The organism is Bradyrhizobium sp. Leo170 (assembly GCF_004296405.1).
Classification (GTDB): Bacteria; Pseudomonadota; Alphaproteobacteria; order Rhizobiales; family Xanthobacteraceae; genus Bradyrhizobium.
Map to the genome: position 1 here is coordinate 13500 of NZ_PSRR01000090.1, position 13788 is coordinate 27287.

The following is a 13788-nucleotide window of genomic DNA, read 5'->3' on the forward strand; positions in this document are numbered from 1 at the left end:
TGTTGCAGTCTCACCGCGACAACGTCAGGTAGGTTGGTTCAAACCGTATCGTTTGATTTGACGATGAACGGTGGACCGGTCGACACCCAGCCTGCGCGCGGCTTCCGAAACATTCCCGCCGCAGGCCGCAAGCACCGTTTCCAGCATCGTTTTCTGCGAATGCGGTTCTTTCGCCTGTGCGACGCCGGTCGTTTTCAGCAAGGCCTCGGGAAGATCGTGAGGTTCGATGACTCCATTTTGGCAGAGCGCCGCGGCGACTGAGATAACATTGTCCAGCTCACGGATATTGCCAGGCCAGGCGTATGCCTCAAGCGCATGGAGCGCTGCCGGGGACACGGCCAGCGAGCCTTCCTTCGCCCGATGCCTCTCCACGATCTTGCCCAGAAGCCACGCAAAGTCAGATCGCCCTCGCAACGAAGGCAAGAAAAGCGTTGCGGCGTTCAACCGGTAAAATAAGTCCTCGCGAAAACGTCCGTCCTTCACGAGCGTTTCGATCATGCGGTGAGAGGCGGAGATCACGCGAACATCGACCGGCTTCGGACGGGTCGCACCGATCGGCATCAGCTCCTTCTCCGCGAGCACACGCAACAACCGGCTCTGGAGCGGTAGCGGCATGTCACCGATCTCGTCGAGGAACAACGTGCCGCCGTCAGCCTCTTCAATCAGACCCTTGCGGCCCTTGGCGTTGGCCCCGGTGAACGCCCCCGGAACATGACCGAACAATTCGCCTTCGATCAACTGCTCGGGAATCGCCGCACAATTGACGGCTACAAACCTGCCCTTGACGGCGCTGCTGTCATGGATCGCACGGGCGAGATATTCCTTGCCCGTCCCCGTTTCACCCTGAATGAGGATCGACAATGGCCTTGCGGCGAGTTTTGCAGCCTTGACCTGAAGAACTCCGATTTGCGGATCGCCTCGGCCGAGATCGCGCAACGAGGCTGGAATCTCGTGCCGGACGCTTGTAGGCGCGCGCACGGCGATGTTCGGTTCGATCGCATGGGCAAACAGCGCGTTGCCATCGCGGGCAAAGACGAGGCGATCCTGCGTCCGGCGTTGCCGTGTCAAATTCGGCAGGTCGTTGATATCAATTTCAAAGAAGCGTGAAATCGGCTGCCCGATCAGATCGCCGGACTGGCGCCAGTCGCGGCTCACGGAACGCGCCAAGATCTTGGCGCCACCATTGGTCATCCCGATGATGCGTCCAGATCCGTCGATGGAAATGGCCGCCTCGGGATCGACGTCCAGAAATTCCGGCGACCGGGCGAAGCGCAGCACCCACTCCCGGCTTGCCTGCGCCATCAAGTTGGCTAGCTCGATACGCCGCACGGTCGCCGTGACCAGGTGCAACGCGAGATTCTGGCTTGCCTTCTTGATGGGAGAACTCAGGAGCGAAATGTCGAGCACCGCCGCGAGCGCCCCCCGAACATCGTAGATCGGCGCAGCAGTGCAGGACAGCGGCGTGTGCGTATTATCGAAATGATCGGTTTGATGAATGCTTAGCGCATCCCCACTTTCGATGCAGGCGCCGACGGCACAGGTTCCCGCCCGGGATTCCGACCACTCGGAACCAAGATAGAGCCCCGCCTTGCGCAGATTATTGTCGAACAGCGGATCTCCAAGAAATTCGACCGTCACGCCCTGGCGATCCGAGAGCAGCAGCACATAATTTTGGCCGGCGACCTGCCGAAACAGGTTCTCAAGTCCAGACCGCGCGATCGATATGAGTTCTTCCGACTGCTGACGGTGTTCACGCAACTCGGTATCGGGCACGATATAGGCTTCGCAAGCCTGTGCCGGATCGAGCCGGTGTTGGTTGATGCAGCGCAGCCAGCTCTGCACAACAATATCATCACGGTTGGTTGCCGCGCCGAGACTGACGCTTTCGATTTCGCGGATATGGTCAGAATGCGAAAACATGCGACAATCCGGGCTGCCTCCCAACGGCCACGACCATATTTTCTCTTTTTTCCCAGGCCGGGCAGTCTGCACGAGTTTGGTCGAATGTAAACCTGCTTCCAGCGGGATCAGCTCGCGTCAAGCGCCTGTGTCCGCTGCATCGCACAGCAGCATTTTCAAACAGATCCGGACCGGTCACTGGACTAGTCTAAAAAACAACGTGCGCTAAAATGGCGTACCCATCAGCTTCGACAATCTTTCGATGCTGAGATAGCCGGCGTTGTAGGCCCACATCGCAACAGCAAAAATGACCGCGGAGATCAGCGTGGTCCAGAGCAGCTTGCGGCCCATCCGCGCCATGATCGGCGCGCCGGGATCGGTGCCTTCAACGCCCCCGCCCTCCTCGTGCTGGCTGCGCACGCCGAACGGCAGCGTCAGGAACAGCACGACCCACCACAAGACGAAGTAGATCGCGAATGCGGTTGAGATGCTGTAGGCCATGCTCTACGTTTTCAAGCGAAGTGGATGCCGGTTCGCGTCAAGAAAACGCGCCAAAGTAGAAGCTAGAGCCTGATCGATTCTGATGCAATCAGAACCGATCCGGCGCTACGCCTGCTCGATCTCGACCAGCGCGCCGGAAAAATCCTTCGGGTGGAAGAACAGCACCGGCTTGCCGTGGGCGCCGATCTTGGGCTGGCCGTCGCCGAGCACGCGCGCGCCTTCGCCGATCAGCCGGTCGCGCGCGGCGATGATGTCGGGCACGTCATAGCAGACGTGATGGATGCCGCCGTCGGCATTGCGATCGACGAATTTTGCGATCGGCGAAGCATCGCCGAGCGGCTCGATGAACTCGATCTTGGTGTTGGGCAAGGTCACGAACACGGTGATGACGCCGTGCTCCGGCAACGGCACCGCATCCGAAATCTCGGCGCCGAATGCCGTGCCGTAGATCTTGGCCGCCTTCTTGGCGTCCTTGACCGCTATCGCGACGTGGTTGAGCCGGCCCAGCATATTGTCTCTCCCTCGTAGTTACGCTTGTTCTTGTCGCCGCCTTCGCCGAACAGGCGTCAGACCACCAACACGTGAACGAGGCAGATCGGCTTCTTCCCCCAATGCTCGTTCACGGTCCCGCGCACGGCGCGGCGCACCGATTCCGCGACCGAATCCGGATCGCGCCGGCGCGCCCGTGGCAGGCTTTCCACCGTCGATACCACCACATCGAACACGATCTCGTCGAGCGCCTCGCCCGCGGTATTTTTCTCCGGCACGCGACCAGGTCGACCTCCGGATCCTCGGCCAATTCCCCCTGCGCCGTCATGGCGATCGCAACGAAGGCACAGCCGGCAAATCCCAACCGCCGCCGCTCGACCACGGCGCGCGACTTGGCGTCCTCCAGAATGATGCCGTCCTTGTAGAGGCGCCCCGAGGGCAGCTCAGCGATGATCCCGGGCTCGCCGGGCCCGAGCTTGACCAGGTCGCCGTTGCGGCACTCGATGACTCTTGGCACGCCCGCGGCACGCGCGAGCTTGGCGTGCTCGTGCAGATGCAGCGCCTCGCCATGCACGGGGATCAGAACTTGCGGCCGCACCCAGGAGAGCATGTCGCGCACTTCGTCGCGGCGCGGGTGGCCGGAGACGTGGACCAGATGGTCGCGGTCGGTGATGACCTCGATACCCTGCTCGACCAGGTCGTTGATGATCGATCCAACCGCTTTCTCATTGCCGGGGATGGTGCGGGAGGAGAAAATCACGCAATCGCCCTTGTTGAGCGTGATCTCGGGATGATCGTCCTTGGCGATCCGCGCCAGCGCCGCGCGCGGCTCGCCCTGGCTGCCGGTGCAGATCGCCAGCACCCTGTCGGGCGGGAAATGGCCGTAGAGATCGGGCCCGCGGAAATTCTGCACGCCATCGAGGTAGCCGGTCTCACGCGCGACCTGGACCACGCGGTCCATGGCGCGGCCGACCACCACGACCTCGCGGTCCGCCACCCGCGCCGCGTCGGCAACCGCCTTGATGCGAGCGACGTTGGAGGCAAAGGTCGTCACCGCGACGCGGCCCTTCGCGCCTTTCACCAGTTCGGCGATGGTCTTCGACACCTCGGCTTCCGAGGGCGAACGCCCGTCGCGCACGGCGTTGGTGGAATCGCCGACCAGCGCCAGCACGCCGGCGTCACCAAGCTCGCGCAAGCGTTTCTCATCGGTCGGCGGACCGACGGTCGGCGTGGGGTCGAGCTTCCAGTCGCCGGTGTGCAAGACCGTGCCGACCTCGGTGTGGATCGCGAGCGCATGCGACTCGGGAATCGAATGCGCGACCGGGATGAATTCGACATTGAACGGGCCGATATCGACGCGCCCGCCAGAGGGCACCACGGTGATCGGGATTTTCGGCGGGTTGCGCTCGGCGGCGCATTTGGCCTCGAACAGCGCCGCGCTGAACTTGGTCGCGTAGATCTTGCACTGCAGCTTCGGCCAGAGATCGATGATGGCGCCGAAGTGGTCCTCATGGGCGTGCGTCAGCACGAGGCCCATCAGGTTCTGCTGTTCCTTCTCCAGGAACGAGATGTCGGGCATGATCAGGTCGATGCCGGGCAGATGCTCCTCGTCGCCGAAGGAGACGCCGAGATCGACCGCGAGCCAGGACCGCTGGTGGCGGTTGCCGAGCCCATAGATCGACAGGTTCATGCCGATCTCGCCGACGCCGCCGAGCGGCGCAAAAGTCAGTTCATCCGGCCGCGCCATCAGGCCGATCCCACCGAGGCCGTCGTGCCGAAATAGACCTCGCCTGCGGTTACTGGGACGTGCTTGCCGTCGGGCAGCCGGATAATCATGCAACCTGTCTCATCGATGGTGTCGAACGTGCCTTCGAGAATAGCGTTCCCCGTCCGAATCGCCACATTCTCCCCCAGCCGGGCGGCACGCTCGAGCCAAAGCTGACGGATTTCCGAAAAGCCGCGGCCATTGTCCCAAATGCCGCGGAATTCCACCCAGGCGTCCGAAAGCGCGGCAAACAGCTCCTCGGCGCTGACATGGACGCCAAGAGCAGCGAGCGAGGTCGCGGGCGTCGGCGTGCCCTCCGGCGCCCCCACGACATTGGTGCCGATGCCGACCACGACCGCAAGGCCGCCGCCGGCCACGATCTCGGCCTCGAGCAGGATGCCGGCGAGCTTCTTGTCCCCGGCCAGCACGTCGTTCGGCCATTTCAGCGAGAACTTCAGCGCATCCGCCCGGCCCAGACGCAGCACTGCCTCGACGCTCACTTTCTGCAGCGCCGCCTCCAGCGACAGCCCCGCGGCAAAGCCGAGCGTCGCCGCGACCGCGGGCGCCACGTCCACCACCTCGAGGATGCTGCTGGCGAGATTGCCGCGCGGCGCGATCCAGGCCCGCTGCCGCCGGCCGCGCCCCGCCGTCTGCTCCGGCGTGACGAACCAGATCGGCCCCCGCTCGCCTTCGCGGGCGCGGGTTAGAGCTTCCGCATTGGTCGAGCCGATCTGGTCAAAGGCGGCTAGCCTGTAGCCGGCGGAAGCGGCGCGATGACCAAGCGCGAACGGCATCTAGAACAGCGACTTCGCCGCGGCGGTCGCAACGCTGACCAGCGGTCCCGGATAGGCGAAAAAGAAGATGTTGAAGAGGCCCGCGACTGCCAGCACCCCGCGCAACTCGATCCGGACCGGGTCGAGCTTGCCGACCGGCTCGTCGAAATACATCGTCTTGATGATGGCGAGATAGTAGTAGGCGCCCACCACACTGGTGAGCACGCCGATGACGGCGAGCGTGAACAGGTTGGCCTTGATCGCTGCGACGAACACGTACCACTTGGCGAAGAAGCCCGCGAGCGGCGGAATGCCGGCGAGTGAGAACAAGAGCATCGCGAAGAAGAAGGCGAGCAGCGGATTGGTGCGCGAGAGCCCGGCAAAATCGCTGATCTGCTCGACCGCCTGGCCATTGCGCTTCATGGCGAGGATGATCGCGAACGAGCCGAGCGTCATCGCGACGTAGATCGCGATGTACATCAGCACGCCCTGCGCGCCTTCCACCGTGCCGGCGGCAAGGCCAACCAGCGCAAAGCCCATGTGGCCGATCGAGGAATAGGCCATCAGGCGCTTGATGTTCTTCTGCCCGATCGCGGCGAACGAGCCCAGTGCCATCGAGGCAATGGAGACGAACACCAGGATCTGCTGCCACTGCGGCACGATGCCTGGGAATGCTGTCAGCGTCGCACGCGTGAACACCGCCATCGCCGCGACCTTCGGTGCGGAAGCAAAGAACGCCGTGACCGGCGTCGGCGCGCCCTCATAGACGTCGGGCGTCCACATGTGGAACGGCACCGCCGAGACCTTGAAGCAGAGGCCGGCTAGCAGGAACACCAGGCCGAAAATGATCCCTGGCGTTGCCGTCGTGGCCGCCGCCGCGATGCCAGCGAAGCTGACGGTGCCGGTGAAGCCATAGATCAGCGAGGCGCCATAGAGCAGCATGCCCGAGGACAGCGCGCCCAGCACGAAATACTTCAAGCCGGCTTCGGTCGACTTGGCGTTGTCGCGGTGGCTGGCGGCGACGACGTAGAGCGCAAGGCTCATCAGCTCGAGCCCGAGATAGAGTGCGATCAGGTCACCCGCCGAGATCAGCACCATCATGCCGAGGGTGGAGAGCAGCACCAGGATCGAATATTCGAAGATGCGGCGCGACGGGTCGGACAGGAACTCCGTCGATAGGATCAGAGTTGCCGCCGAGCCGATCAGCGCGAGTATCTTCAGGAAGCGGGCAAAGTCGTCGACGATGAAGCTGCCGCCGAAGGTCACGAGCTTGCCGGACGGCAGCATCAGTATGAGCACGCCGGTGAGGATCAGCAGCAACGTCGCAAGCGTGGTCACGAGCCGGGTCGTCCCCTGCCCGCGATAGGCCCCGATCATCAACAGCACCATCGAGCCGACCGCGAGCACGAGCTCGGGCAGCACCGGCTGCAACTGATAACCTGCACTCGAGAAGCTCATGGGTTAAGGCCTTACTGGAGCAGCGCGGCTGCCTTCACGGCAGTCACGGCGGTGTTGTAATTATTGACGAGCTGCTGGACCGAAGCCTCGGACATGTCGAGCACCGGCTTTGGATAGACGCCGAACAGGATGGTCAGCGCCACCAGCGGGAACAGGATCAGGCATTCGCGCGCCGTCAGATCCTTGATGCTCATCAAGGACGGCTTGACCAGCGCGCCGAACACTACCTTGCGATAGAGCCACAAGGCATAGGCCGCGGACAGGATCACGCCGGTGGTCGCAAGCACGGTGGTCGGCAGCGACACCTTGAAGGTGCCGAGCAGCGTCATGAATTCGCCGATGAACCCGCTGGTCCCGGGCAGGCCGACATTGGCCATGGTGAAGACCATGAACACCAGCGCATAGAGCGGCATCCGGTTCACCAGCCCGCCATAGGCGGCGATCTCGCGGGTATGCATGCGATCGTAGACGATGCCGACGCAGAGGAACAGCGCGCCGGAGACGATGCCGTGGGAGATCATCTGGAACACGCCGCCGGCGACGCCCTGCATGGTCCCGGCGAAAACGCCCATGGTGACGAAGCCCATATGGGCGACGGACGAATAGGCGATCAGCTTCTTGATGTCCTCCTGCATCAGGGCCACCAGCGAGGTGTAGATGATGGCGATGACGGACAGCGTGAAGACCAGCGGCGCGAAGTCGTGCGACGCCAGCGGGAACATCGGCAGCGAGAAGCGCAGGAAGCCGTAGCCGCCCATCTTCAGAAGGATTGCCGCCAGGATCACCGACCCCGCGGTCGGAGCCTCGACATGGGCGTCAGGCAGCCAGGTGTGCACCGGCCACATCGGCATCTTCACCGCAAAGGAGGCAAAGAACGCGAGCCAGGCCCACTTCTGCAGGTTGTGCGGCACGGCGGTGTGCATCAGGGTCGGAATGTCGGTCGTGCCCGCATTCCAGTACAGCGCCATGATGGCAAGCAGCATCAGCACCGAGCCGAGCAGCGTGTAGAGGAAGAACTTGAAGGAGGCATAGACCCGGCGCGGGCCGCCCCAGACGCCGATGATCAGGAACATCGGGATCAGGCCGCCTTCGAAGAACAGGTAGAACAGCACGAGGTCGAGCGCCGAGAAGGTGCCGACCATCAGCGTTTCCAGGATCAGGAACGCCATCATGTATTCGCTCACGCGCTGCGTGACCGATTTCCAGCTCGCGATGATGCAGAACGGCATGACCGCGGTGGTCAGGATCAGCAACGGCAGCGAGATGCCGTCGACGCCCATGTGGTAGTTGATGCCGGTGGCGAGCCACGACGCCTTCTCGACAAACTGGAAGTCGGCGTTCGCCGGATCGAACCGCACCACCAGGATCAACGAAATCAGGAAGGTGATCAGCGTGGTCCACAGCGAAATCCAGCGGGCGTTGCGGTTTGCCGCTTCATCCCCGCCCCGTGCGAGCAGATAGACCAAGAGCGCGCCGAGCGCCGGCAGGAAGGTAACAACGGAAAGGATAGGCCAGGTCGTCATCACTGGCCTCCCAGGCCGAACATGAACCAGGTGATCAGGCCGGCGACGCCAATCAGCATCGCGAAGGCGTAGTGGTAGAGATAGCCGGTCTGGATCTTCACGGCGTTACGGGCGACGTCGAGCACACGCGCCGACACGCCATCCGGTCCGAAGCCGTCGATGATGGCGCCGTCACCCTTCTTCCAGAGGGTGTAGCCGATCCACTTCGCGGGCCGCACGAAGATCAGATCGTACAGCTCGTCGAAATACCACTTGTTGAGCAGGAACTGGTAAAGCATCGGCTGCTGCTTGGCGAGTTCGACCGGCAGATACGGCCGGCTGATGTAGAAGAGATACGAGATCAGGAAGCCCAGCACCATCATGACGGTCGGCAGGAAGGCGATGCTCTCGGGGATATGGTGCATTTCCTCGATGATATGCGGGTTCATCTTCACGGAGTCGCGGAAGAACTCCTCGATGCCGTGGCCCGCGAACAATTCCTTGAACGGGAAGCCGGCCACGATCGAGCCGACCGCGAGCACGCCGATCGGGATCAGCATCCAGATCGGGCTCTCATGCGCAGCCTCGTAATGCTCCTCGTCATGCGGCGTACCGTGGAAGGTCTTGAAGATCAGGCGCCAGGAATAGAACGAGGTCAGGAGGGCAGCGAAGACGGTCAGCAGAAAGCCGTAGAACGCGAACGGATTGTGCGAGGCATAGGCCGACTCGATGATCGCGTCCTTGGAGAAGTAGCCCGCGGTCAGCGGGAATCCGGTCAGCGCCAGCGTGCCGACCACCATCACCGCGTAGGTATAGGGGATCTTTCGCCACAGCCCGCCCATGTTGCGGATGTCCTGTTCGTGATGCATCGCGTAGATCACGGAGCCAGAGCCCAAGAACAGCAGCGCCTTGAAGAAGGCGTGGGTGAACAGATGGAACATGCCGACCGAATAGGCCCCCGCTCCCATCGCCACGAACATGTAGCCGAGCTGGGAACAGGTTGAATAGGCGACGATGCGCTTGATGTCGTTCTGTACCAGACCGATGGTCGCGGCAAAGAACGCGGTGGTCGCGCCGAAGAACATCACCACGGCCTGCGCGTTCGGTGCCAGCTCGAACAGCGGCGACAGCCGCGCCACCATGAAGACGCCGGCGGTCACCATGGTCGCGGCATGGATCAGGGCCGAGACCGGGGTCGGGCCTTCCATCGCGTCCGGCAACCAGGTGTGCAGCAGGAACTGCGCCGATTTGCCCATCGCGCCCATGAACAAGAGAACGCACGTCAGCGTCAGCGCATCGACATGCCAGCCGAAGAAATTGATGGTCTTGCCGGTCAGGCCTGCGGCGCCGCCGAAGATGGTGTCGAAATCAGTCGAGCCGATCAGCGCGAACACCGCGAAGATGCCGAGCAAAAAGCCGAAATCGCCCACCCGGTTGACGATGAAGGCCTTGATCGCGGCGGCGTTGGCCGACGGTTTCTGATACCAGAAGCCGATCAACAGGTAGCTCGCCAGGCCCACGCCTTCCCAGCCGAAGAACATCTGCACCAGATTGTCCGCGGTCACCAGCATCAGCATCGCGAAGGTGAACAGCGACAAATAGGCGAAGAAGCGCGGCCGGTACGGATCCTCGTCCATGTAGCCGATGGAATAGAGGTGCACGAGCGAGGACACGGTGTTGACGACGACGAGCATCACCGCGGTCAGTGTGTCGATCCGGAGCGCCCAGGAAACCTGCAAGTCGCCGGAGGTGATCCACGGAAATAGCGTGACGCGGGCGTCGTGGTGCAGGAAGCCGACATCGACCAGTGCGAACCAGGACAGCGCAGCCGAGACGAACAACAGCCCGGTCGTGATCAGTTCGGCCGCGCGGGAGCCGGCGGCCGGCGGTTCGGCAGCATGATGATCGTCATGGCCGTGATCATCATGACCGTGCGCGTCGTGGGCTTCGGCAGCGTGAGCGTCCGCGCCATGCCCGTCATCGTGATGCTCGACGGTGTCGCCGCTCGGATTGCGTCCATGCGCGCCGACGATCGCAATCAGGCCGGCAAGAATGGCGCCGAGCAGCGGCAGAAAGACGATTGCCTGGTACATCGGCGCGTTAGCCCTTCATCAGATTGACGTCTTCAACCGCGATCGAACCGCGGTTGCGGAAATAGACCACCAGGACGGCAAGCCCGATCGCAGCCTCCGCGGCCGCGACGGTGAGCACCAGGAGCGCGAACACCTGGCCGACGATGTCGCCGAGGAAGGTCGAGAACGCCACCAGGTTGATGTTGACCGAGAGCAGGATCAACTCGATCGACATCAGGATGACGATGATATTCTTGCGGTTCAGGAAGATGCCGAGGATCCCGAGCGTGAACAGGATCGCGCCGACCGCGAGATAGTGTCCGAGCCCGATCGTCATTTCACCCACTCCGCCGCATCAGCTTCCTGCAGCCCCTGCCCCGACGACACCTTGCGCAGCGCCATCGCCATTTCCGGCGTGCGCGCGTTCTGCACGGTGATGTTCTGCCGCTTGATATTCGTCTTGTGGCGCAGCGTCAGCACGATGGCGCCGATCATCGCGACGAGCAGCACGAGGCCGGCGAGCTGGAAGTAGAAGATGTACTTCGTATAGAGCACGAGTCCGAGCGCCTCGGTATTGGAGACATTGGTCGGGATCGCCGCGGTGATCGTCTTGGTGACGGCGGGGTTGATCACCCAGGCGCCGACTATCAAGAGAAGCTCGAACATGAAGATGCCGCCGATCACGAGACCCACCGGCAGGTATTCGAGAAAGCCCTCGCGAAGCTCGCTGAAATCGACGTCGAGCATCATGATCACGAACAGGAACAGCACCGCGACCGCGCCGACATAGACGACGATCAGGATCATCGCCAGGAACTCGGCGCCCATCAGCACGAACAGGCCCGAGGCGTTGACGAAGGCCAGGATCAGATACAGCACCGAATGAACGGGGTTGCGCGACACAACCACCATCACCGCCGACGCCACGCAGACCGCGGCAAACAGGTAAAAGAACAGTGCGGGAAGGATCATTGCTGCCCTCCCGTCATTCCGGGGCGCGCAACGCGCGAACCCGGAATCTCGCACGACAACCTCTGGATTCCGGGTTCGCGGACGTTGTCCGCGCCCCGGAATGACGTGGGAATGTTCTGAAGGATCATGCCCTCACCTCAACGGTACGGCGCATCGAGCTCGATCGCCTTGGCGATCTCGCGCTCCCAGCGGTCGCCATTGGCGAGCAGCTTGGCCTTGTCATAGTAGAGTTCCTCGCGTGTCTCGGTCGCGAATTCGAAATTCGGTCCCTCGACGATGGCATCGACCGGGCAGGCCTCCTGGCACAGGCCGCAATAGATGCATTTCACCATGTCGATGTCGTAGCGCACGGTGCGGCGGGTGCCGTCGTTGCGGCGCGGGCCGGCCTCGATCGTGATCGCCTGCGCCGGGCAGATCGCCTCGCACAGCTTGCAGGCGATGCAGCGCTCCTCGCCGTTCGGATAGCGGCGAAGCGCATGCTCGCCGCGAAACCGCGGCGAGATCGGGTTCTTCTCGAAGGGATAGTTGATGGTCGGCTTCGGCTTGAAGAAATAGCGCATGGCGAGGAAGAACGCCGAGACGAATTCCGAGAGCAGAAGCGAGCGGGCTGTTGCGTTGATATTCATGACGGCCTCACTTCGGCGCGATGCCGGCGAATTGCAGCACAGCGGCCACGACCACCACCATCGCCAGCGACAGCGACAGGAACACCTTCCAGCCAAGCCGCATCAGTTGATCGTAGCGGTAGCGCGGCACGATCGCCTTCGCCATCGCGAACAGGAAGAACATGAAGAAGAGTTTCAGCGCGAACCAGATCACGCCGGGGATCCAGGTGAACGGCGGCAGCGCCACCGGCGGCAGCCAGCCGCCGAGGAACAGGATCGTCGCCAGCGCACACATCGTGGTGATCGCGACATACTCGCCAAGCATGAACAGAAGATACGGCGTCGAGCCGTATTCGACCATGAAGCCCGCGACCAGTTCGGATTCCGCTTCCACGAGGTCGAAGGGCGGACGGTTGGTTTCCGCCAGCGACGAGACGTAGAACACCACGAACATCGGGAATAGCGGCCAGACGTACCAGTTCAGGATGGTGAGCTGCGGCAGGCCGATCAGGTGGGCCAGCCCACGGGTGTTCTGCGCTTCGACCACTGCGGACAGATTGAGCGAGCCGGCGCAGAGCAGCACGGTGATGATCACGAAGCCGATCGAGACCTCATAGGACACCATCTGCGCCGCGGAGCGAAGCGCGGCCAGGAACGGGTATTTCGAGTTCGACGACCAGCCGGCCATGATGATGCCGTAGATCGACAGCGAGGAGATCGCGAAGATGTAGAGCACGCCGACATTGATGTCGGAGATCACCCAGCCGAAATCCATCGGGATCACCGCCCAAGCGGCGAGCGCGAGGACGCAGGACACCAGCGGCGCCAATAGGAACACGCCCTTGTTGGCGCTGGCCGGGATCGTCGGCTCCTTCAGCACGAACTTCAGCAGGTCGGCGAAGGATTGCAGCAGTCCCCATGGACCGACCACGTTGGGGCCGCGGCGGATCTGCACCGCCGCCCAGATCTTGCGGTCGGCGAGCAGGATGTAGGCGATCGCGATCAGGAGCACGACGAGCAGGAGCACGCTCTGGGCGAGCATGATGATCAGCGGCCAGAGGAAGCCGGTCCAGAACGAGCTTGCGAAGAAATCAGCCATCAGGTCACGCTCACTCCGCTGCCGTCAGCATCCGCGCCGAGGCCAGGCGCGAACATTCCGCCATCACGGCGGACGCCCGGGCGATGGGGTTGGTCAGATAGAAGTCCTCGACCGGACTCTGGAACACCGCCTTGTCGGCGCTTCCGCCCTTCGACGCAAGCGCCTTGATATCGTCGGCCTTGCCAGGCTCGATCTGGTCGATCCGCATCAGATGCGGCACCGCCTTGAACAGCGCCTGGCGCAAGGCAGCCAGCGAATCGTAAGGCAGCTTCTTGCCCAGCACGTCCGAGAGCGCGCGGATGATCGCCCAGTCCTCGCGCGCTTCCCCGGGCGGGAAGGCGGCGCGGGCGGCCATCTGTGCCCTGCCCTCGGTGTTGACGTAGATGCCGGACTTCTCGGTGTAAGCCGCGCCCGGCAGGATCACGTCGGCGCGGTGGGCGCCGCGGTCGCCATGGGTGCCGATATAGACGACGAACGTTCCGTCCGACACCTTGATCTCGTCGGCGCCGAGCAGGAACAGCACGTCGAGCGCGCCGGAGGTCGTCATCCGCGCCGCATTCAAGCCGCCGGCGCCGGCCGAAAAGCCGATATCGAGAGCGCCGACGCGGGAGGCGGTATCGTGGAGCACGCCGAACCCATTCCAGCCGTCCTTC

The 13788-nt window shown here is 63.0% G+C and carries 12 protein-coding genes and 1 pseudogene; all 13 read right to left on the reverse strand.

Annotated elements, in window-relative coordinates:
- Positions 1–24 precede the first annotated feature (24 nt).
- A complete protein-coding gene (locus CWO89_RS17335; RefSeq protein WP_130579980.1) occupies positions 25–1920 on the reverse strand; it encodes a sigma-54-dependent Fis family transcriptional regulator in 1896 nt (631 codons plus the stop codon).
- A gap of 204 nt (positions 1921–2124) precedes the next feature.
- A complete protein-coding gene (locus tag CWO89_RS17340; protein ID WP_130579981.1) occupies positions 2125–2400 on the reverse strand; it encodes a DUF1467 family protein in 276 nt (91 codons plus the stop codon).
- A 105-nt stretch (positions 2401–2505) separates the two neighbouring features.
- A complete protein-coding gene (mce, locus tag CWO89_RS17345; RefSeq protein WP_130579982.1) occupies positions 2506–2910 on the reverse strand; it encodes a methylmalonyl-CoA epimerase in 405 nt (134 codons plus the stop codon).
- 56 nt (positions 2911–2966) lie between these two features.
- Positions 2967–4636, reverse strand: a pseudogene (locus tag CWO89_RS17350) (ribonuclease J).
- Positions 4636–5448, reverse strand: a complete 813-nt coding sequence (locus CWO89_RS17355) for a biotin--[acetyl-CoA-carboxylase] ligase (protein WP_130579983.1) — start codon at positions 5446–5448, stop codon at positions 4636–4638. Before CWO89_RS17355 ends, CWO89_RS17350 begins: the two are co-directional and overlap by 1 nt.
- A complete protein-coding gene (nuoN, locus tag CWO89_RS17360; protein WP_130579984.1) occupies positions 5449–6885 on the reverse strand; it encodes an NADH-quinone oxidoreductase subunit NuoN in 1437 nt (478 codons plus the stop codon).
- Positions 6886–6896: 11 nt separating this feature from the next.
- Complete coding sequence (locus tag CWO89_RS17365; protein ID WP_130579985.1) at positions 6897–8408, reverse strand: NADH-quinone oxidoreductase subunit M; 1512 nt, start codon at positions 8406–8408, stop codon at positions 6897–6899.
- Positions 8408–10480, reverse strand: a complete 2073-nt coding sequence (gene nuoL / locus CWO89_RS17370) for an NADH-quinone oxidoreductase subunit L (RefSeq protein ID WP_130579986.1) — start codon at positions 10478–10480, stop codon at positions 8408–8410. Before nuoL ends, CWO89_RS17365 begins: the two co-directional genes overlap by 1 nt.
- 7 nt (positions 10481–10487) lie before the next feature.
- The gene (gene nuoK / locus CWO89_RS17375) at positions 10488–10796 is read right to left on the reverse strand and encodes an NADH-quinone oxidoreductase subunit NuoK (protein ID WP_027537255.1); all 309 of its coding nucleotides are present in this window, start codon (positions 10794–10796) and stop codon (positions 10488–10490) included.
- Positions 10793–11431: an NADH-quinone oxidoreductase subunit J gene (locus CWO89_RS17380; protein ID WP_130579987.1), complete on the reverse strand. Its 639-nt coding sequence runs from the start codon at positions 11429–11431 to the stop codon at positions 10793–10795. The genes nuoK and CWO89_RS17380 overlap by 4 nt, the downstream gene beginning before the upstream one ends.
- A gap of 137 nt (positions 11432–11568) precedes the next feature.
- Positions 11569–12057, reverse strand: coding sequence for an NADH-quinone oxidoreductase subunit NuoI (gene nuoI, locus CWO89_RS17385; RefSeq protein ID WP_027580664.1), 489 nt, complete (start codon positions 12055–12057; stop codon positions 11569–11571).
- 7 nt (positions 12058–12064) lie between these two features.
- Positions 12065–13135 (reverse strand): NADH-quinone oxidoreductase subunit NuoH, encoded by a 1071-nt coding sequence (gene nuoH, locus CWO89_RS17390; protein WP_130579988.1) that lies wholly within the window; start codon positions 13133–13135, stop codon positions 12065–12067.
- 10 nt (positions 13136–13145) lie between these two features.
- Positions 13146–13788, reverse strand: a 643-nt coding sequence (locus CWO89_RS17395; protein ID WP_165421206.1) for a molybdopterin-dependent oxidoreductase, incomplete at its 5' end; no start/stop codon positions are given.